15 protein-coding genes are annotated in these 20503 nt (G+C 65.3%); 3 read left to right on the top strand and 12 right to left on the bottom strand.

The genetic code is table 11. The features are described 5' to 3' along the window. Positions 1 to 166 precede the first annotated feature (166 nt). Positions 167 to 1564, top strand: coding sequence for an amino acid permease (locus tag IEW02_RS19505; RefSeq protein ID WP_229746166.1), 1398 nt, complete (start codon positions 167 to 169; stop codon positions 1562 to 1564). 123 nt (positions 1565 to 1687) lie between these two features. After that, the gene (locus IEW02_RS19500; protein WP_229746177.1) at positions 1688 to 3409 is read left to right on the top strand and encodes an EAL domain-containing protein; all 1722 of its coding nucleotides are present in this window, start codon (positions 1688 to 1690) and stop codon (positions 3407 to 3409) included. Here IEW02_RS19500 and IEW02_RS19495 read toward each other — a convergent pair. Further along, positions 3393 to 4643: a DUF5666 domain-containing protein gene (locus tag IEW02_RS19495; protein WP_188546536.1), complete on the bottom strand. Its 1251-nt coding sequence runs from the start codon at positions 4641 to 4643 to the stop codon at positions 3393 to 3395. The two genes, IEW02_RS19500 and IEW02_RS19495, sit on opposite strands and share 17 nt — an antisense overlap. 145 nt (positions 4644 to 4788) lie before the next feature. Then, positions 4789 to 5703, bottom strand: a complete 915-nt coding sequence (locus IEW02_RS19490) for an ABC transporter ATP-binding protein (protein WP_188546535.1) — start codon at positions 5701 to 5703, stop codon at positions 4789 to 4791. A 288-nt stretch (positions 5704 to 5991) separates the two neighbouring features. Here IEW02_RS19490 and IEW02_RS19485 point away from each other — a divergent pair, with 288 nt between their 5' ends. Continuing rightward, entirely contained in the window at positions 5992 to 6840 is an 849-nt protein-coding gene (locus IEW02_RS19485; protein WP_188546534.1) for a GntR family transcriptional regulator, read from the top strand. A 7-nt stretch (positions 6841 to 6847) separates the two neighbouring features. On the opposite strand, the gene IEW02_RS19480 is transcribed toward IEW02_RS19485, so the two are convergent. Genes IEW02_RS19480 through IEW02_RS19440 form a run of 10 tightly spaced genes read right to left on the bottom strand, consistent with a single transcriptional unit; the run spans position 6848 to position 20442 of the window. After that, positions 6848 to 8143 (bottom strand): NtaA/DmoA family FMN-dependent monooxygenase, encoded by a 1296-nt coding sequence (locus tag IEW02_RS19480; RefSeq protein WP_188546533.1) that lies wholly within the window; start codon positions 8141 to 8143, stop codon positions 6848 to 6850. Positions 8144 to 8168: 25 nt separating this feature from the next. Continuing rightward, entirely contained in the window at positions 8169 to 9497 is a 1329-nt protein-coding gene (locus tag IEW02_RS19475) for an NtaA/DmoA family FMN-dependent monooxygenase (protein WP_188546532.1), read from the bottom strand. Further along, positions 9494 to 10690 (bottom strand): NtaA/DmoA family FMN-dependent monooxygenase, encoded by a 1197-nt coding sequence (locus tag IEW02_RS19470; protein WP_229746176.1) that lies wholly within the window; start codon positions 10688 to 10690, stop codon positions 9494 to 9496. The genes IEW02_RS19475 and IEW02_RS19470 overlap by 4 nt, the downstream gene beginning before the upstream one ends. Continuing rightward, the gene (locus IEW02_RS25200) at positions 10654 to 12051 is read right to left on the bottom strand and encodes an MFS transporter (protein WP_229746165.1); all 1398 of its coding nucleotides are present in this window, start codon (positions 12049 to 12051) and stop codon (positions 10654 to 10656) included. Before IEW02_RS25200 ends, IEW02_RS19470 begins: the two co-directional genes overlap by 37 nt. Next, positions 12051 to 13340, bottom strand: a complete 1290-nt coding sequence (locus IEW02_RS19465) for an NtaA/DmoA family FMN-dependent monooxygenase (RefSeq protein ID WP_188546530.1) — start codon at positions 13338 to 13340, stop codon at positions 12051 to 12053. Before IEW02_RS19465 ends, IEW02_RS25200 begins: the two co-directional genes overlap by 1 nt. Next, on the bottom strand, positions 13337 to 14773 hold the full coding sequence (locus IEW02_RS19460; RefSeq protein ID WP_188546529.1) for an MFS transporter: 1437 nt from the start codon (positions 14771 to 14773) through the stop codon (positions 13337 to 13339). Before IEW02_RS19460 ends, IEW02_RS19465 begins: the two co-directional genes overlap by 4 nt. A 56-nt stretch (positions 14774 to 14829) precedes the next feature. Then, complete coding sequence (locus IEW02_RS19455) at positions 14830 to 16119, bottom strand: NtaA/DmoA family FMN-dependent monooxygenase (RefSeq protein ID WP_188546528.1); 1290 nt, start codon at positions 16117 to 16119, stop codon at positions 14830 to 14832. 24 nt (positions 16120 to 16143) lie between these two features. Then, on the bottom strand, positions 16144 to 17457 hold the full coding sequence (locus IEW02_RS19450) for an NtaA/DmoA family FMN-dependent monooxygenase (RefSeq protein ID WP_188546527.1): 1314 nt from the start codon (positions 17455 to 17457) through the stop codon (positions 16144 to 16146). Between the two features lie 13 nt (positions 17458 to 17470). Beyond that, on the bottom strand, positions 17471 to 18778 hold the full coding sequence (locus IEW02_RS19445; RefSeq protein ID WP_188546526.1) for an NtaA/DmoA family FMN-dependent monooxygenase: 1308 nt from the start codon (positions 18776 to 18778) through the stop codon (positions 17471 to 17473). After that, entirely contained in the window at positions 18775 to 20442 is a 1668-nt protein-coding gene (locus IEW02_RS19440; protein WP_188546525.1) for an ABC transporter substrate-binding protein, read from the bottom strand. The genes IEW02_RS19445 and IEW02_RS19440 overlap by 4 nt, the downstream gene beginning before the upstream one ends. Positions 20443 to 20503: the final 61 nt, after the last annotated feature.

Here is a 20503-nt window from a genome sequence, read left to right as displayed (position 1 = left end):
TGCACAGTTGCGTGCCCTGCAGGGCTCTCGAACCGAGACACCGCTCGCGAAAGACGGCGCAGATCCAGAAACTACGCAAATCGGTCAAGTATCGTCGGCACACCGCGTGAGCAGGCCATTTGTGATCGACTACAAACCTTGCACTTTCGTCGGGAGAGGCCGCGCCATGACCATCGAAAAGGACGTCCCCGCGGGCGAGCTGGGAACCAGCTTGAAGCCGCGACACGTGACCATGATTTCCATCGCCGGCGTGATCGGCGCCGGCCTGTTCGTCGGATCGGCCACCGCCATCAACACCGCGGGCCCCGCCGTGCTGCTGTCGTATCTGTTCGCCGGAACGCTCGTCGTTCTGGTGATGCGCATGCTCGGCGAGATGGCCACAGCCAACCCGGACACCGGCTCCTTCTCCACGTACGCCACTCGCGCGCTGGGGCATTGGGCCGGCTTCTCCGTCGGGTGGCTGTACTGGTGGTTCTGGGTGTTGGTCATTCCGGTCGAGGCGACGGCGGGTGCAGTCATCCTCACCACCTGGCTGGGTGGCCCACAGTGGTTGTGGGCGTTGGCCATCGTGATCTTGCTGACCGGTACGAACCTGTTCAGCGTCGGTAACTACGGCGAGTTCGAATTCTGGTTCGCGCTCATCAAGGTCGTCGCCATCGTGGCCTTCATCGCGCTCGGCGTTGCCGCGATCTTCGGGTTGCTCCCCAACTCCGAAGTCAGTGGTGTCAGCCAACTTTGGGCATCCGGTGGATTCATGCCCAAGGGATTCGGAGCCGTGATCGCGGCCATGCTCACCACCATGTTCTCCTTCATGGGTGCCGAGATCGTGACCATCGCGGCCGCGGAATCACCCGATCCGGAGAAGGGCATCACCCGTGCAACCAACTCGGTGATCTACCGAATTTTCCTCTTCTACCTCGGCTCCATCTTCATCGTCGTGGCGTTGGTGCCGTGGGATCAGCTCGACGTCTCCACAGGCTCCTACCAGTACGTGTTGTCGCGCATCGGGATTCCGCACGCGGATCGCATCATGGACGTCGTGGTTCTGACCGCGGTGGCGTCGTGCCTGAACTCGGCGCTGTACACCGCGTCGCGCATGTTGTTCTCGCTCGGCGGACGCGGCGACGCACCTGCCGCGGTGCGCAAGGTGAGCAGCCGGGGCGTCCCCTGGATCGCCGTCATCGCGTCGATGGTGCTCGGGTTCCTCGCGGTCGTCGGCAACTACATTCTCCCCGAGAAGTTGTTCACCTACCTGTTGGCGACGACGGGAGCCGTGGCCCTGTTCGTCTACCTCACCATCGCGGCCAGCCAGCTCGTCCTGCGCCGCAAACTCGACCGTGAAGGGCGAACACCGGCAGTACGCATGTGGCTGTACCCGGGACTGACGTACGTTGCGATCGCCTTCATCATCTTCGTCCTGGTGATGATGGTGGTGATGCCGGAGCAGCGGTCGTCGATCTTCCTCACCCTGGCTCTCGCGGCGGTGACCGTCGCGCTCGGCGTGTGGAAGCAGTCCAAGAACAAGCAGGCAGAACGCGCTGCGGTGGGTTCCGACCACCGGTAGCGCAACCGGGGTTATTGTCGAGGAGTCGGCAAACGGGGGTTTCCGGCATGCACACCATGCCAAGACCGAAACCCCCGGCGAACATCGCGTCGGGCGACCCGAAGCGAGCCCCCTGTGGATGCGATGCGGTCCGAGCCCGACGTCGACGCGCTCCTGTCGGTGTCCACGCTCGACGCACCTCTGATCCGCAGGCTCATCGCAATCGTCACCTTGGCCACGGGGTTGTCCGGTCTCCTCTTGATTCCGTCGGGTGCTCTACGTCCCGGATGGTCCTGGGTCCCGGTTCTTTTCGCGGTTGCGTGCCTTGTGGTAGCCGCGGTCTGGCTGCTTCCGAGCGAGCCACCGCACTGGAAAGCTGCGTTCGTCGTCTTCTCCGACGTCGGCATCGTGATCATCCTGTGCGGGTTCACGGAGGCGTTCGTGGCCATGCCGGGCGTGGCGCTGCTCTTCGTGGTGTCGCTGTTCGCAGCCGTGTACACGTCGTCGCGTTTGTTGTTCGCTCACACTGGACTTGCGGTTGTCGTCGCGGTCGTGTTCGCTGCGGTGTCCGTTGCCGAGGGAGTCGACGCGACGCTCGTCGCCTCGCGCACACTGACCATCCTCTCTGCGTCCGTTGCGCCCCTGGCGATGCGCCTGTACATCGCAACGCTGAGACGGGACCTGCAAAAGTCGCACACGGACCTTCTGACCGGCCTGCTCACCACCCGAGGGCTCGATCAGGCGCTCAGAGATATCCGCGGCGAGGACACGACACTCGGCATCGAACTCGTCCAGGTGTTCGACCCGAACAGCGCCACGAACCCCGTGGAACGATCCGCGATGGGCGACGCCATCGCCGAACTTGCGACGGGCCTGTCTCGGGTCGCCAACCCGAACACGGTGCTCGCGCGCATCGGCACTACCGAACTCGCCTGTGTCGCATGGGGACGGCGAGCGACGGTGACGGAGTCCCTCGATCGGATCGCGGTAGAGGTGAGTGAAACATCGCTCCGCAGCGCTCGGGTGACAGTGCGCTCGGTCTCCGCCCTAGGAGCAGCGAGCGACGGGGCCGGACAGGCATTCCAGGGACTGCTGGCCGGCGCCCGACTGGACGTGCAGGCCCGCCGGCTCCGCGATCGTTCGGAGACGGACCAACTGCCGCACAGCATGATTCGGTCGATCATCGAAGCCGGTGGACCACGGATCGTGTATCAACCGATCTGCTCGACGACGGACGACTCCGTGATCGGCTACGAGGCGCTCTCGCGTTTCCCCGCCGGATTCGGCTCGACGCAGGCGTGGTTCACCGCCGCCGCCGAGACCGGGCAGTCGGCAGCGCTGGAACTGACGGCGATCGAGCTCGCCATCGCCGGCGCGCATTCACTGCCTTCGGGGGTGTTCCTGAGCCTGAACGCCTCCGCCACAACGATTCTGACGACCGATCTGCCCATCATGCTCGCATCCATCGTTCCGCCCCGGCGGTTGATCGTGGAGCTGACCGAACACGACATGGTGGTCGACTACGCCGCGCTCGGGCACGCGGTGTCGATGCTTCGAACTGCGGGGGTGGGCATCTCGGTCGACGACGTCGGATCCGGGTACGCCGGCCTCCGCCATGTGGTCGAGGTACGCCCGGACATCATCAAGCTGGACGCGTCGATCGTCAGTGGGATCGACGACGACCCCGTCCGCCGCGCGGCAGCCAAGTCGATCGTCGGGTTGGCGTCGGAGATCGGTGCGGACACCGTCTTCGAAGGTGTGGAGACGGCAGCCGAACTCGGGGCCGCACGCGCGTTGGGTGCCACGATGGTGCAGGGGTTCTTCCTGGGCCGACCGAGATCGTTCGACGCTACTGCTGCATCGTGATCGTCTGCGCCAAGTAGGTTCCGGCCATGGTGCGGATGCCCTGAACCAGGATCTCCTGTCCCACAGCAAGTTCCGCAACCGTCTCGTCCGTGCCGACCACCCGGGTCGACGCGTCGGTCTCCACCGTCATCTCGTTCAGTCCGGCCTGGACGATCACCAGTGTGGAACCGTCGTTGTAGACGACGGAACCGGTGATCTCCGGATTCGACAGCGGCACAGGCACAGTCGGGACCGTAGTCGTCACCGGTCCACCCGAGTAACTGCTGGCCCGGGCGCCGGTCGTCCCCGATTCGTCCGACGGCCGCGACACCACGTAAACACCGGCGATCACGACGACGAGCGCCCCCAGGGCAGCCAGCCGAACCGTGGTGATTCGGCGCCTGACGGTAGGGGGATTCGGCTGGGCGTGCTTCGAACGGAGCTCTGGTTCTGCAACGACGGTGACTACGGTCGGGGGTTCGACTGCAGGTGATTTCGGGGGCCGCGGGCTTGGAGTCGACCGAGAACGCGTCGGTGCAGCGTCGGGTTTGCGGTGCTGCGAGCGACGAGGACGGTCCACTTGCGGGGCGGGCTCGACGACAAGCGGGGTCACGGGGACCGGCTTCGTCAAAGGGGCCGGCTCCGGCGTGCGAACGGGCTCGGGGACTACCGGCTGCGGCTCAATCGACACTGGCTCGGCGACGATCGGCTCGGGCTCGGCGGGCTCGGGCTCGGGCTCGACGACGATCGGCTCGGGCTCGCTGGGCTCGGGCACCGGGACGGCCAGTGGTGCGTCGATGGGCGGCTGCGGAGGCGTCCACCCAGTCGTGAGCATCCAGGCGGGGAGTTCCGGTTCGGGAGTGGGAACCGGCTCGGCCGTGATGACGGGTTCGGGAGTGGGGACCGGCTCGGCCGTGATGACGGGTTCGGCTGTGGTCACGAGCTCCGCCGTGATCACTGGTTCGGCGACGTCTGTGAAGGAGTAATCGTTCTCCGGCGTGTCCTCGGGTTCAGGCTCAGGCGCCTCGATTACGGGTGCCGTCGACTCCTGGAACACCCTTTCCTGCGTCGCGCGCTCGCGAACAACATGGACGACCGGTTCCGGTTCGGCGAGTTCCTCGGGGTTGTCCGGGATGAAGTAGACCGTGTATCCCTGCGGCATAGCGGAGCCGTGCACCGGATCGAGGAGCACGTCGTAGGAACCGCGTTCGGTCCGGCGCTCCCCTGCGTACGCCAGGTCGGACTCGTTTTCCACCGACTCAGAATATCGGCCCGGAGTTTGCCGAACAGGCTACGAGGGACGATGAGAAGTCAACGTAAAACGGGTGGCGGAACTGGTGCACTCCACAAGTCGGGTGTGAAAAAGAGTCCATGAGCACTCCTTTTCACGCCCGTGTGCGTCAGCGCATGAAATCGGCCAGCACGGGGAGCCGATCTGCCGATCGGTTCGCGAGCGTCGGGATGCAGCCGAGAAGTCCCTTCGTGTACGGGTGCTCCGCGGTAGCGACGATGGTCGACGAGGCGGCCTGCTCGACCAAGCGCCCGCGGTACATCACCAGCATGGTGTCGGAGAATTCCAGGCACAGCTTGATGTCGTGGCTGACCACGAGGAGCGCAGTGCCCTGCTCGTGGGTGAGTTGTTGCAAGAGTTCCATGGATCCGCGTGCCAGCGATGCATCGAGCGCGCTCGTCGGTTCGTCCGCGATGAGCAGTCGAGGTGATCCGCAGAGGGCCAGGGCGGTCATGACCCGCTGCCTCATACCGCCGGACAGCTCGTAGGGGCGGCTCTTCATGACCCGCTTGGTATCGATCAAGCCCACCTTGGTGAGCCAGTGCCGCGTGAGGTCGCGCTGCTCGGAGCGCCGATGGACGCCGGCGCCGGAGAGAACGTGCTTGAACTGACCACCGATGGTCCATACCGGGTCAAGGGCCGTCATCGCATCCTGGAACACCATGGCGATACCGTCGGTGCGCTTCGGCAGGCCTACCCCCGTAGGCGAGCGTCGGGAGACGCCGTCGAAGTCGAGCCGCGTCGACACGATATGCGCGCCGGACGACGGGCCGATCAGACCAGCAATAGTCATAGCCAGTGTCGACTTTCCGGATCCAGATTCACCGACGAGGGCAATCCGCTCGCCGGGCGCGATGTCGAAGGTCACACCGTCGACGGCGACGAACGCGTCGTCGCCCTGACCGTAGGTCACCGTGAGATCCTCGACGCTCAGGAGCGACCGCGAATCCAGTGCCGTTGAATGATCGATCTCGTTGTCTCGCAGTCTGTTCGACACCGCGTCGCGCTCTGCCGTCGTCGTCATCGGATCTCCAGGGTCGTCGAATCGGTCACGAACACTATCGTGCGGGAACGGTGTTTCCCGAAGCGACCTCAGCCGTAAACACTTCATTACGCACCCATGACGCCTGCTGCGCACCCCTCTGAGCTGGACTTTCGCCGATCGGACGCCACACTGCGCCGCCGTAGGCGTCGCCGACTCACACGTACGATCGCTAGACTGCTTCGCACGTGCTGCCTGCAGGGTCGCGTTCAGCCGAGGACTCACCGAGTCGAATCACACCCTCCGCGCACGAACGAAAGGCCGCCCCGAATGACCCGCCCCTTCCCGGACGACGACTCGGCCACTCTCGCAGCTCACCTCCGCAGGCAGGCCGAAGAACATCGGGCGAAATACGTGCGCGCACAAAGTGACCGAGCTGACAAGTTCGTCACGTCCCCTCGACGGGTGTACGAGTTGATCAGAGCAGGAATCCGGCGCGGCACCATGCCGCACGATCAGACGCTCTCCGAGCAGCACCTGATCGAATCACTCGGCGCCACACGCAACGCCGTACGCAAAGCCCTGCAGATGCTCGCCGAAGACGGCGTACTGGTGCGCGCCCGACGAGCTGGTACCTCTGTGGTCCACGACATCGTCGCCGTGCACGACGGTGAGGTCGGACCACGTGCATGGGCGGGAACACCGGACGAGGGACGGCTCACCGTGGACACTCTAGAGATCAGCCGTATCAGCGCACCTGCTGTGCTGCAACGACTTCTCGGAGCCGACACGGACTCGGTGTTGCTTCTCGAGCAACTCGGGCGAATGGGCGGCCAACCACTGTATCTCCGCGTCGGGTACTGCATGACGGACGCCACGGCTGAGGAGTTCTCGCAGCTGATCGAGAGCAACCACACGGAGTTCCCGCCGATTTCGGTCGTTCACGAGCGATTGTTCGGAAGCGCTTACGGAGGCAGCGACTATGTGGTCGAAGCGATTTCGTGTCAGGAGCGCGCTGCAGAGCTACTGGACATGCCCGTCGGGGCACCGGTTCTGCTCCGCGAGTTGATCACTCGGAACTCGGCCGGCGCACCGTCGGAGCTCAGCTACACCCACTTCCGCGCGGACCGGGTGGCAATCGTCGGCTCGACCCTCGCCACCACGGCCGCATCTCCGTAGCGAACAATCAGAACGCGGTGAGGTTCTCGCGGAAGGTGGGCTTCGAGTACCCGTCACGAATCGCACCACGTTTGCGCAGTGCCGGTGCGAGCCCGTCGGCGATCTCGGCGACGGCCTTGCGGGTCACCTGCGAGGCGATCAGGAACCCGTCGCCCCCGATCTCCTCCATCGCTTCGTCCATCTGTGCCGCAACAGAATCCGGGGTACCGACCAACTCCATCGACTCGATGGTCTTGTAGTTCAACGCGATCTCTCGCAAGGTCTTACCGGACTTGGCCATGTCCTCGAGGGTGCTCTTGTGCCCGTTGAACCGAGTCAGGTCGGGCACCGGGGCGTCGAGATCGAACTGGGAGAAGTCGGTGCTCGAGAAGTACGACATCGCGGCCAGGACGCCATCGATGTTCTCTCTCTGCTGCGCGCGCAACCGATCTCGCTTGGCGCGAGCTTCCTCGTCGGTGTCACCGAGGATCGGGTTGACCAGGAACATCACCTTCGCGTCGTCGGGTTTGCGCCCGGCATCGATCAGTCGCCGGCTGATGTCGGCGCGGAACTCGTGCATGGCGTCGACGCCCTTGACCATCGACAGGATCGTGTCAGCGTGCTTGGCGCCGAAATTCTTTCCGGCGGGCGAGCCACCCGCTTGGCAGATCACCGGACGACCCTGCTGAGGTCCCATCGGCAGGTTCAGCGGCCCGCGGGACTTGTAGTAGGTGCCGTCGAAGTCGACGGTGTGGATCTTCTCGTGGTCGGCGAACACCCCGGAGGCGGGATCGGCGACGACTGCGTCCTCGTCCCACGACGACCACAGTTGCGTGACGACGTCGACCCATTCGTCCGCCATCTCGTACCGCAGTCCGTGCTCGATCTGTTTGTCCAGGCCGTAGTTCTGGGCCGCACCGTCTGCGCTGGCGGTGACGAGATTGATTCCGACCCGACCCTTGGTCAGGTGGTCCAAAGTCGCGAACAAACGCGCCGCGAGAAACGGCGGATAGAAGGTGGTCGCGACGGTGGCGACGATGCCGATGCGCTCCGTCGCCGCAGCGATGAGCGGGACCAGCGGCATCGGATCGAACCGCACCGTCGTTCCGCGTCGAACCGAACTCTCGAAAGTCCCGCGGAACACGTCCGGCAGCACCGAGGAATCCTCGAGCATCATGAAGTCGAACCCCGCCCGCTCGAGGCTGCGTGCGGCGTCTACGAACAGGTCCGGCCGGCCGACGTCATCGGCGCTGTTGCCGGACCACGGCTGATTCCAGCCGTAGACCCCGAACCCTGTGGTCAGAAACCATCCGAGATGCATCATGGGAGAACGCCTTTCGTGGAGGACATCAGAAGTCCAAGAGGTTGTCGCGGAACTGTTCGTGGGCGTACGCCGTCCGTACGAGGCCGCGCCGTTGCAGCGCGGGGACGAGGCCGTCCGTCACCTCGGTGTAGTACCGGCGACCCAGCCGTCCGGTCATCAGGAATCCGTCCCCGCCCACCGCGTCGATGACGTCTTCCATCTGTCCGGCAACGGTGTCCGGGGTACCGACGAGCGGCACCGACGTGATCGACCACGTGGCAGCTAGCTGCCGCAACGTCTTCGGCGTCCCGTCCTCGTTGTTCTTGCTGCCTCCGGACCCGGCGAGGAAGTCGGCGAGGGTGGTGCGGTGCCCGTTGGTGGTCAGCTCCGGCGGCGGTGCGTCGATGTCCAGCGTCGACAGATCGTTGCCGGTCACCGCCGATATATGGGCGAGTGCGGAGTGCACGCGACCGTCGGTGGCCGCGCGGGACCGTTCATCCAATTCCTTTGCTTCCCGGTCGGTTTCACCGAGTACGGGAGAGACTATGTAGAGAATCTTGATCGAGTTCGGGTCTCTGCCGGCGGCGTCGGCCATGGCACGCACGTCGTCGCGATATGCCTTCATCGCCTCGATACCCTGCGCCTGACAGATGATGGTGTCGGCGTTCTGCGCTGCGAACGCGCGGCCGCGTGGAGACCCTCCGGCCTGACAGATCACCGGTCGTCCCTGTGGCATCGGCAGTGTGTTCAGCGGCCCGCGGGTGCGGTGGTACTTGCCGACGTAATTCGCGTCGTGCACCTTCGTGTGGTCGACGTAGACGTGCGTCTCCTGGTTCATCACCAGCGCATCGGGCTCCCACGACGTCCACAGTGCGTCGACGGCACCGACGAATTCCTCTGCGCGCTCGTACCGTTCGTCGTGCGGCGGCAGCGCGTCCATGCCAAAGTTCTGGGCGGCCCGGTCCTCGCTGGAGGTCACGACGTTCCACCCCACGCGTCCGTGGGACATGTGATCCATGGTGGACACTACGCGGGCAAGCAGATACGGGGGATAGAAACTGGTCGACATCGTGGTGACGATGCCGAGCCGGGTGGTCGCGGCGGCGAGCATCGGCACCAGCGCCACCGGGTCGTGCTTCGGTGCGTACTGCGCTTTGGCGAGATCGAATTCGGTGGTGCCGCCGTAGATGTCGGACACCATCGACGAGTCCTCCAGCATCAGATAGTCGAACCCGGCCCGCTCCAACGCGCGCGCCATCTCCACGTGGAACCGTCCGTCGGCCCAGGTGTCGGCGTCCGAGCCGGTCCAGTGCGACGTCCACACGGGCGGGCGGAAGCTGGTGAACCATCCGAGGTGGATCTTCGGAGTGCTCATCGCGCACCCGCCAGGTGCTCGCGGAGGTTGGTACCTCGGTAGCCGGTGCCGGCCAACCCGCGGCGCCTCAACTCCGGCAGTAGCCCGTCGCAGACGTCGTCGACGTAGCGTCGGTTGAGCACGCCGCCTCCCCCGCCGAAGAACAGGAATCCGTCTCCGCCGACGTCGTCCATCACCGATTGCATCTCGTCCGCCACGGTTTCGGGGGTGCCGAGCAGACGCAGGGACTCGGTGCGTTCCTCGGCAATCGTCTCGCGGATGGTGCGGCCGTTCGCCCAGGTGCGCAGGTTTTCGAGAATGCTCGTACTCGCCTCGGTGGTCAGATCGTCCGGAATGGGCTTGTCGACGTCCAGCTGCGAGAAGTCGATGTCACCGGACAGCATGATCAGCCGACGCGCGATCGCCGCGTCCGTGGGTTCGTAGTACCGCTCCGCATTGCGCTTCGCGTCGTCCTCGGACTCGCCGAGGATCGGGGTGACCATGTAGAGAACCTTGATGTCGTCGGGGTCGCGACCGAAGTCGGCCGCGCGAGCACGAATCTTGTTGCGGTACTCACGCATCGCGGCGCGTCCCTTCGGCGCGGCCACGACCAGATCCGACACGCGCGCGGCGAGCTCGATGCCGGCCGGTGACGCGCCGGCTTGGCACAGTACAGGTTTGCCCTGCGGGCTCGGCAACGTGTTGAGGGGGCCGCGCACCGAGAAGTGCGGACCGTCGTGATCGATCGTGCGCACCTTCGTGTGATCGACGTAGGACTCGAGGCCGGCCGTGATCGGAGACGCCGCGTCCGCGTCCCAGGACGCCCACAACGCATTGGCGACATCGACGAATTCCTCGGCGATGGCATAACGCTCGTCGTGTAGCGGGAGCCGGTCGTGCCCGAAATTCTGGGCGGCGCGGTCACCGGTCGAGGTGACGATGTTCCAGCCCATCCGCCCGCGGGTGAGATGGTCGAGCGTCGACAGCAGACGCGTCAGCAGGAACGGTGGGTAGAAGCTGGTCGAGGCGGTGACGACGATGCCGATCTGGTCCGTCTCGTACGCCAGCCGTGATGCCAGCGCCATGGGGTCGTGTTTGGGCGCGCGCGGCGTCCACTTCAGCTCCTGTTCGAACGTGCCGCCGTAGATGTCGGTCAGGGCGGTCGAGTCCTCGAGCATCACGAAGTCGATTCCCGCCCGTTCGAGCTTGCGCACGACGTCGACAGCGAAAGAGCCGTCGGCCCAATCGGTTCCGCCCGTTCCGGCCCAGGGACCGGTCCAGTCGGGGACGAGATAGTTGGTGAACCACCCGAGGGTGAAGGGGTCTGACATGGGTCCTCTTTTCCGTGAGACGCAGAGCGTGGGGAGCGGGGCTCGGGATGGTCGGGGGTGCGCCACGGGCGCAGAGCCAGTACGGCGGCCAGTGCTGCGACCGGGATACCGGCGGCGAACGCGAGCGAGTAGGACGAACGAGCAGCGACCGCGCCGGCCACCAGCGGTCCGAGCATGGTGCCGACGTCGAATACGACCTGGTAGATCGCGATCGGGCTTCCGCCCCGTCCGTCCAGGACCTCGCCGACGGTGGCGGCGCTCGCGACCATGGCGCAGGTACCGCCGACACCCCACAGCACCATGGTCAGGATCAGTACTTCCAGGGTGGGAACGGCAGCGAGAGTGATGATTCCGGCCAGGATGAGAACAGCCCCGAACGCGAGCATCGGTCGACGGCCCCAGCTGTCGACGAGGCGGCCTGCCGGTTTGACGACGACGATCTGCACGACGGCTCCGACCATCAGGACCACGCCCGAGACGAACGGACTGGCCCCGAGTACCGACGCCACGAAGAGCGGCACGAGGGTGAAGCGCACTCCGTTCCCGACCCATCCGTTCGCGAAGTTCGACGCGACGGCCGCCCGAAAGCCGCGATGGCGCAATGCGACTCGCAACGGCATCCGCTCCGGTCGCGCCGTCGGATCGTGTGCAATACCGGCGGCGACGTCCATGCGGTCGCTCGACCGGAACGCGAACCACAGGATCATCGCGCCGACGACGAGAGCGACAGCGTGGGTGAGAAACGGTGCGCGCAGCGACAACAGGGCCACGGCACCGCCGATGACCGGCCCGAGCACGCCGCCGATCAGGAAGCCCGACTGGAACACCGAGGCGGTCCGCCCACCCGTGCCCGGCGAGCTGTAGCGGAACAGCAATTGCTGACCCGAGACGGTGAACATCGCGGTACCGATCCCGCCGACCGCCCGCAGCAGCAGCAGGGCGAGGAACGTCGGTGCGAACGCTGCCGCGAGGGACGACGCTGCTGCGAGGAGCAGACCGGCGGTGAGGACCGCCCGTTCGTCGAAGCGCACCAGCAGCCGGCTGGCTCCGAAGGACGCGAGCACACGGGTGAACGCGTAAATGCTGACGACGGAGGATGCCGCGAGATCGCTGACGCCGAAATCGCGCGCGAAGACCGGAATCACCGGTGCGATGACTCCGTAGCCGAGACCGATGCACACGTTGACGAACGCCAACGCGTACACCGGTCCCGGTACCACGGACTTCCGTCGCAGAACCTTCATCAGTAGGACAGGAGGTTGTCGCGAAACTGGTCGTGCTCGTACTCGCTGCGTACGAGACCGCGACGCTGCAGCGCGGGTACGAGACCCTCGGTGATCTCCCCGACGTACCGCCGGCCGATGCTGCCGGTGATCAGGAAACCGTCTCCGCCGACGAAGTCCATCGTCTCGCCCATCTGTTCGGCCACGGTGTCCGGCGTCCCGACGTAGTGAACGTTCTTCATCGACCAGCCGAGCGCGGCCTGGCGAGGTGTGTTGCCGTAGGAGAGAAAGTCCCCGAGTGTCGTGCGGTGCCCGTTGGTGCTCAGCTCGGGGAACTCTTCGTCGAGTTCATAGGTGGACAGGTCGATTTCGGTGAGTGCCGAGATGTGCCCGAGTGCCGACTCGATCCGCGAATCGACATCTGCCGTCATGCGCTCGACTTTCGCCCGAGCGTCCGAGTCCGTATCCGCAAGCACCGGTTGGGTGATGAACATGATCTTGCAGCTGTCGGGGTCGCGCCCCGCCTTCTCCATCCGCAGCCGAATGTCGTCGCGGAAGCTCTTCATCGCCGCCGGATCCTTCGCGGCACTGAGGATGGTTTCGGCGTTGCGCGCCGCGAACTCTCGGCCGCGCGGGGACCCGCCGGCCTGGCAGATCACCGGCTCACCCTGAGGCGAGCGCGGAAGATTCAGCGGCCCGCGCGACGCGTGGTACTTGCCGCGGAAGTTGGTCACGTGCACCTTGGTGTGGTCCACGTATGTCCCGTTGTCTCGGTCCAGGACCATCGCGTCGTCTTCCCACGATGCCCACAGCTGCTTGACCAGATCGACGAATTCGTCTGCGCGCTCGTACCGTTGATCGTGCTCGGCCAACTTGTCCATGCCGTAGTTCTGCGCGGCGCGGTCCTCGCTGGACGTCACCACGTTCCATCCGACGCGTCCACGACTGAGGTGGTCGAGGGTCGAGAACCGTCGAGCGAGGAGCCAGGGCGGGTAGAAGGACGTCGAGCACGTGGCGATGACGCCGATGTGGTCGGTCGCTGCGGTCAACAACGGCACCAGCGTGACGGGGTCGTGTTTGGGCGCGTACAAGCCGTACTTGAGGTCCACCCGCGACGACTGCTCGAACGCGTCCGACACCATCGAGGAGTCCTCGAGCATGATGTAGTCGAAGCACGCCCGTTCGAGCGCCTGCGCGAACTCGACGTGCAGATTCCCGTTGGCCCACGATGCGCCCTCGGTGCCGGACCACATGGTGTTCCAGGGCGGGTTCGAAAAGTTCGTGAACCAACCCAGATGAAATTTCGTCATGCTCTGCTCCCTGTCGTGAACGTGTGTGTGGTCGATGTGTCTGTGGCGCGGTCGAACTGCGTGTCGGTCGGTGTTGCACCGCGCAGGATCGCCGGCACCGTGGCAAGCAGTGCGGCGACGGACATGGCGCCGACTGCGACGACGAACCCGGTTGTCAACGAACTCACTCCGTCGCCGGAAAGCTGTTGTGCGTTCCCGGAATAGACCATCTCGCGCAGCGCCGGCGGTAGGGCGACCACCGCAAGGAGAAGCGCCAGCGCGGTACTCACGGTCACTGCGGTGTTGTCGAGGGAGACGCGTAGACCGTTGGCCATCCCCGATCGGTTCGGCGGAACGCCTACGTTGATGGCCGCAGCGTTGGCGGTCTTGAAGATTCCCCCGCTAAGCCCGACCCCGAACAGCAACACCACCAGCGGTATACCGCTGGCAGGTCCGGCGATGTGCAGCGCGAGCAATCCCAGCACCGTCGCCGTGCCGAGGGTCGACACGGTGGTCAGAACACGTGCCTCGACCCGCGTCGCGAGCCGGCCCGCGATCGGTGACATCACGGTCGTTCCGACAGCCAGAGCCGTGATCTGCAGACCCGCGTCGATCGGGCTGCGCCCCTCGATGCCCTGCAGATACAGCGACATGGTCACGGCTACTGCACCTTCCGCCATCGTCACGAGAAACGACGCGGCGTACGCGTTGCCCCGGAACCGATCGGTGAGGAGCGTCGGGTCGACCACGGGATCATCCACGCGCTTCTCCCACCTCCAGAACAGCGGAAGGGCGACGACAGCGAACGCGAGCGGGACGGCCGACTGCCAGGCGGTGAATCCGTCGTCGCCACCGCGATCGACCCCGTACACGAGAGCCCCGAGGATCAGCACCGACAGCACCGCGCCCGCGTAGTCCACGGATCGGGCCGTCCCGCTCCGGGTGGTTCCTCGCAAGGTGACCGCCGCCCACGCCGTGCCCACCACGCCCAGCGGCACGATCACCGCGAACACCCCACGCCAGCCGACGGTTTCGGTCAGTACCCCGCCGAGGAGCGGGCCGATCGAGATGGCCAGCGACATGATCGTGATGTTGAGCCCGATCGCGACTGCCAGCTTCTGCGGAGCGAACGCCTCGACCAACAGTGCGGTGGTGTTGGTGATCACGGCCGCGGCGCCGATACCCTGCACGACGCGCAGGGCGATCACGACGGCCGGGTCGTCGACGACGGTGATCAGCGCTGCGCTGATTGTCAGCAACGTCAACCCGGCGAGGTAGACGGGCCGTCGCCCGACGATGTCGGCTAGTTTTCCCAGGACGAGGATGAGGGCCGCCGCCGTGAGCAGATAGGCCAGCATGAACCAGTCGGTCTGTGCTGCGGAGGCATTCAGTCCGGTACTCATCTCCGGCAGCGCGACGGGGAGCATGCTCACCGACACGAAAGTGATGGCCATGCCCAGTCCGGTGACGGACAGCACGCGCCAGGGGTAGCTGTCCTGCGAGGTGGCGATCAGAAGTCCATCAGGTTGTCACGGAACAGCTCGTGTGCGTACCCGTCGCGGATCAACCCACGCTTGCGAAGCTCGGGCGCCAGTCCGTCGGTGATCTCGCTGATGTAGCGGCGGGTGACGCTGCCCGCGATGAGGAACCCGTCGCCGCCGACCTCGGCCGCGATGTCGCCCATCTGCTCGGCGACGGCGTCCGCGGTTCCGACCAGCGGCGCCGACTTGCGGATGTCCGAGCTCGCCGCCTCGCGGAGCGTCATCCCGGTTCCGTTCGCCCCGATCAGCGCCATCGAGCTACGGCCTGCGTTCGTGTCCACCGTCGGCAGCGGGGCGTCGAGGTCGAACTTGGAGAAGTCGATGCCGCTGGCGTAGGACATCGACGCCAGGTTGAGATCGATGTTGGTACGAAATCCCTCGACGATGCGCTCGTTCTTCTCCTGCGCCTCCCGATCGGTCTCGCCCAGCACGGGGCTCACGATGAACATGATCTTGCAGGAGTCGGGGTCGCGGCCCTCGAGTACCATCCTGGCCCGGACGTCGTCGCGGTACGCCTTCATCGCCTCGACGCTTTCCACCTGCGCCAGAATGGTTTCGGCGTGTTTCGCGGCGAAACCGCGACCGGCCGGCGATCCGCCGGCCTGGCAGATGACGGGACGTCCCTGCGGAGTCGGCGTGGTGTTGAGCGGCCCACGTGAGGAGTGGTACTTCCCCGCGAAGTCGATGTTGTGCACCTTCTCGAAGTCTGCGAACACACCGGCCTCCCGGTCGAGCCTGACCGAGTCGGGTTCCCACGACGCCCACAGTTGCTTGACCAGGTCGATCCACTCGTCCGCCATCTCGTAGCGGTGGTCGTGCTCGAACATCTCCTCGTACCCGAAGTTCTGCGCCGTCCGGACGTTGTGCGAGGTCACCAGATTGACGCCGGCGCGGCCGCCCGAGAGGTGGTCGAGGGTTGCCGACGTCCGCGCCGCCATGTACGGCGGGTGGAAGGAGGTCGTCATCGTGGCGATCAGCCCGAGGCGATCAGTGTGCTGACTCAGGATGGGCAACAACGAGTTCGGATCCTGCTTGGGCACCGACCGTGCGTTGGCCAGCCACCACTGCGACGACCCTCCGAACGAATCGGGAACGAAGGACCCGTCCTCGAACATGATGTAGTCGAAGCCGGCGCGTTCGAGCGAGCGTGTCATGTCGATGTAGAGCTCAGGGTGGTTCCATTCGGTTCCGCCCTCGCCCGACCACATCTGATTCCACGACTGCACTTGCCAGCTCAGGAACCAACCCATGTGGAACATACTTTTCTCCTTTGTCCGGGTCTGTCAGAAAGCGCGAAGGTTGTCGCGGAAGTGGTTGTGCTCGTACGACGTTCGGGTGAGCCCGCGGCGCTTGAGCGCGGGCACGAGTCCGTCCGTGATCTCGGCGACGTAGCGGCGGTTCATCGGAGCGCCGGCAATGAGGAATCCGTCGCCTCCGACCTCTTCCATGACGCCGTTCATCATGTCGGCGACATCGTCGGGGGTGCCGACGAAGTCCAGGGTGTCGATGGCGCTGTGGCTCGTGAGACGCTCGCGGAGCGTCTGGGTGCCGTCGCCGCGGAACTCGGCGAAACTGCTTCGGTGGCCGTTGCTTTCGAGGTCCACCGGCAGCGGCTCGTCGAGGTCGAACTGCGACAGATCGATACCGGACAGGTGCGAGCGGCCCGCGAGGAGACCGTCGATGTTCCGCGACGCCGCGTCGGCGCGACGCTGCTTCTTCGCCTTCGCCTCCGCGGTCGTCTCCCCCAGGATCGGCGAGATGAGGTACATGACCTTGACGTCGTCCGGCTTCCGACCGGCGTCCGCTGCGCCCTGGCGGATGTCCTCGCGGTAGCGACGCATCTTGTCGGTGCCGTGGGGGTTGGAGATGATCGCGTCCGCATGTTTGCCGGCGAACTCCTTACCCTTGTCCGAGCCACCCGCCTGCAGGAACACCGGACGTCGCTGCGGACTCGGGACGGTGTTGAGCGGGCCGCGCGACTTGAAGAACTTTCCTTCGAAGTCGATGCGGTTCACCTTCTCGTGGTCGGCGTAGATGCCGCCCGGTGAGGTGTCGGCGTGCACCGCACCGTCTTCCCACGAGTCCCACAGCCGGCAGGCGAGCTCGACGAACTCGTCGGCCATGTCGTAACGCAGATCGTGCTCGGGCATGTCGAACCCGTAGTTCTGCGCGGCCCGAGTGTTGCTGCCCGTCACGATGTTCCAACCGATGCGGCCCTTCGCGATGTGGTCGAGCGTCGACATGAGCCGCGCCACCGTGTACGGGTGGTAGAACGTGGTCGTGAGCGTCGGCACGATACCGAGATGCTTGGTGGTGTACGAGAGGATTCCCGCCAGCACCGCGGGGTCGTGTTTGGGAGCGGCCGACGCGGTAGCGAGGTAGTACTCCATGGACCCCTTGTACGTGTCCGACACCTGCACCGAGTCCTCCATGATGAGGAAGTCGAAGCACGCCCGTTCCAGCGAGTTGGCGAGGTCGACGTACTGGTCGGGCATCATCCAGTCGGTCGCACCGGTACCGGACCACGGCTGATTCCACGACTGCACGCCGAAGCCGGCGCCGAGGAACCATCCGAGGTGAAACTTGTTGGCAGTCAATGTCTTCTCCGTATCAGAATTCGAGGAGGTGATCGCGAAGGTGTTTTCCCGCGTACTCGGTGCGCATGAGTCCGCGCCGCTGCAGCGCGGGGACCAGTCCGTCGGCGATCTCGCCGATGTACCTGCGGTTGTGCGGTTGGCTCCAGATGAGAAAGCCGTCTCCCCCGACCTCCGCCATCGCGTCACCCATCTGCTCGGCGACCGAGTCCGGGGTGCCGACCAGTTCCATCGACTCGGTCCGGTAATCGACGCATGCTTCGCGCAGCGTGCGTCCGTCGGCCCATCTCCGGAAGTTCTCGAGTGTGGACTGGTGCCCGTTGGTGTGGACGTCGTCGGGCATCGGCTTGTCGAGATCGAACGTGGAGAAGTCGATCTCCATGCTCGCCGACCACCCGATCAGCACGCCGGCCGGATTGGCGCGGACGGCGTCGGCCTTGCGCTCCTTGCGTGCGAGCGCGTCCTCGTGCGTCTCGCCGAGAATCGGCGAGACGACGTACATGACCTTCGCGGAGTCGGGGTCGCGACCGTGCCCGACCATGCGCCGACGAATGTCCTCGCGGTACTCCTTCATGGCAACAACGCCTTTGGGGAGCGCCATGATCATGTCTGCGTGCTTGGCCGCGAAGTCCCGCCCGGCGGGCGAGCCGCCGGCCTGAGTGATGACGGGTCGGCCCTGCGGCGACGGCAGCGTGTTGAGCGGCCCGCGGGAGGAGTAGTAGGTGCCCTGGAAGTCGACCGTGTGCACCTTGGAGTGATCGACGTACGTCGAGCTCGCCCGGTCCATCACCACGGCGTCGGCGTCCCACGAGTCCCAGAGTTGTTCGACCAGGTCGACGTACTCGTCCGCACGCAGGTAGCGCTCGTCGTGCGGCGGGAGCGCATCCATCCCGAAGTTCTGCGCGGCGCGATCCTCACTGGAGGTCACCACGTTCCACCCGATACGACCCGACGAGAGATGGTCGAGCGAGGAGATCGACCGGGCGAGCAGGTACGGCGGGTAGAACGACGTGGACGCCGTCAGGGCGATACCGAGGTTCTCGGTGGCGCGAGTGAGCAACGGCGCCAACGCCATCGGGTCGCCTTTCGGTGCCCAGCCGCCCGTCTTCAAAGTCGCTTCCGAACTACCGCCGTAGGTGTCGGACACCATCGACGAGTCTTCCAGGAGCAGGAAGTCGAAGCAGGCGCGGTCCAGCGTTCGGGCGAAGTCGACGTAGAAGTCCCCGTTCAGCCAGTCCTCGCTGTCGGCCCCTTCGAACGCGGTGTTCCACGACGTCGGGACGAAGCTGCCGAACCATCCGAGGTGAAACCTGTTGTCGGTCATGACAGCGTCAGGTTCGAGTAGTCGATGCGGAAGTCGGTGCGTTGGACGTATCCGCCCATGCCCTTCTCCATCGCGACCGTGGGCCGGACCCGCGCGATGAAGATGTACGGAGCCTGCTCGGTCATCCGCAGTTCCGCGGCGTTCCAGAACTCGCCCGCCTCGGGGCTGAGGGCATCCCCGGCGTCGAGACCCTGGTCCATCATGGCCAGGAACTCCGGGTCGTTCCACAGCGCGTAGTTCGATCCGCCACCGGGCTGGGTCAGCAGTTGCAGCGAGTAGGGCGGTGTCATCGTGACCGAGGCGCCCAGGCTGAGACTGGCCTGCACCTTGCCGGCGAGTTGATCCGCGTTGAGCTGCGCTGCAGGCACTTCCGCGATGGTGACGTCGATGCCGGCTTCGGCGGCGAACGACTGTATCTGAATGGCCGTGTCCTGCGCCGCCGGGAGCTGATTGTTCACACTGAGCGTGAAGGCGAACCCGTCGGGCAGGCCGGCGGCGGCGAGCATCTCCCTGGCGCGCTGCGGATCTCCCTCGTAGTCGGGCAGGTCCGCCCCGTCCCAGTTCGGGGCCTTGTCGTCGAGTACGTGGTTGTACTTGTACGCCCGGCCGAAGAACACGTTCTCCATGATTTGGTCGTACGGAATCGCGTACGCCATGGCCTGGCGCACCCGCACGTCGTCGAAAGGCGCCGTGGTGGTGTTCATCGAGTACAGCAGGTACTGGTTCGACGTGGTGGTCGGAACAGTGACCGCGTCGTCGCTCTGTAGGGCAGCCTGATCTGACGAGCGAAGGGCGAGAGCGATATCCGCGTCGCCGCGGGTCACCATGTTGGCCCTCGTCGCCGGGTCGGCGACGACGCGTCGCACGATCCGCTCGACCTCGGGCTCACCGAGCACGAAATTGGGGTTGGCGGCCATCACGATCTCTTGACCGGGCGTGACCGACTCCAGTTGATACGCGCCGTATCCGAAGTTGCCGCGCATCATGTCCTCGGCGCCCCACGCGACGGCGTAGGGATCCTCGGGAGTCGAGTTCTGGATCAGGTAGTCACTGTCGTAAATCGATCCGATGTTCTCGGCGAGGTTGGCGAGCAAGGTCAGTCCGTACCCGGCCTTGGCAGTACTGAAGCTGACGGTGTAGTCGTCGATCTTCTGGATCTGGGTGTCGGGGTCGGTGAGCATCGGCTTGAAGTAGCCGGCCATACCGCCACCGGGAGTGGCGAATTTGCGTTCGAACGACCACAGCACGTCATCGGCGTTCAGTTCGTTGCCCTGCTGGCTCAGCACGCCCTGCTTCAGGTGGAAGGTGTACACGAGCTGGTCGGGGCTGACGTCGTAGCTCTCGGCGAGATACGGCTCGAAGTTGTAGTAGTCCTGGACCAGCGCGTCCGAACCTTCCTCCTCGACGTACGGTTTACGGATCAGCTGGGCATGCAAGTTGTTGGTGACGTCCTGGTTGTCCGTGCCTGCGGTGTACCCGTAGTCACGCACCACGTTCGACGCCTGATCCGGTGTCACGACGACGATCTCACCGGTGGCCGAGGCTCCCGCGGTGCTTGCGCCGGTGTCGGAGCAGGCCGTCGACACGACGGCGGCGACGAGGAGGGGGACCGTCCAGACGAGTCCTCGGGTGAGGCGGTGTTTCTTCACTTGGGGTTTGTTCACTGCGGTTCGTTCTCCTGTTCGGGGCGAGCGTGATTCGGGTACGCGTGAGGGCGGCCGCACG

It is taken from the genome of Rhodococcoides trifolii (assembly GCF_014635345.1).
In the GTDB taxonomy this organism is placed as follows: domain Bacteria; phylum Actinomycetota; class Actinomycetes; order Mycobacteriales; family Mycobacteriaceae; genus Rhodococcoides; species Rhodococcoides trifolii.
Note: the sequence above shows the minus strand (reverse complement) of the source record. Positions and strands in the feature narration are given on the sequence as shown.

Bases quoted from the DNA above. Each gene is read 5' to 3' on its own strand.
- IEW02_RS19490 (WP_188546535.1), bottom strand. From the start codon at position 5,703: ATGACGACGACGGCAGAGCGCGACGCGGTGTCGAACAGACTGCGAGAC.
- IEW02_RS19455 (WP_188546528.1), bottom strand. From the start codon at position 16,119: ATGTTCCACATGGGTTGGTTCCTGAGCTGGCAAGTGCAGTCGTGGAAT.
- IEW02_RS19480 (WP_188546533.1), bottom strand. From the start codon at position 8,143: ATGATGCATCTCGGATGGTTTCTGACCACAGGGTTCGGGGTCTACGGC.
- IEW02_RS19475 (WP_188546532.1), bottom strand. From the start codon at position 9,497: ATGAGCACTCCGAAGATCCACCTCGGATGGTTCACCAGCTTCCGCCCG.
- IEW02_RS25200 (WP_229746165.1), bottom strand. From the start codon at position 12,051: ATGAAGGTTCTGCGACGGAAGTCCGTGGTACCGGGACCGGTGTACGCG.
- IEW02_RS19465 (WP_188546530.1), bottom strand. From the start codon at position 13,340: ATGACGAAATTTCATCTGGGTTGGTTCACGAACTTTTCGAACCCGCCC.
- IEW02_RS19460 (WP_188546529.1), bottom strand. From the start codon at position 14,773: ATGGCCATCACTTTCGTGTCGGTGAGCATGCTCCCCGTCGCGCTGCCG.
- IEW02_RS19500 (WP_229746177.1), top strand. From the start codon at position 1,688: ATGCGGTCCGAGCCCGACGTCGACGCGCTCCTGTCGGTGTCCACGCTC.
- IEW02_RS19485 (WP_188546534.1), top strand. From the start codon at position 5,992: ATGACCCGCCCCTTCCCGGACGACGACTCGGCCACTCTCGCAGCTCAC.
- IEW02_RS19505 (WP_229746166.1), top strand. From the start codon at position 167: ATGACCATCGAAAAGGACGTCCCCGCGGGCGAGCTGGGAACCAGCTTG.
- IEW02_RS19445 (WP_188546526.1), bottom strand. From the start codon at position 18,778: ATGACCGACAACAGGTTTCACCTCGGATGGTTCGGCAGCTTCGTCCCG.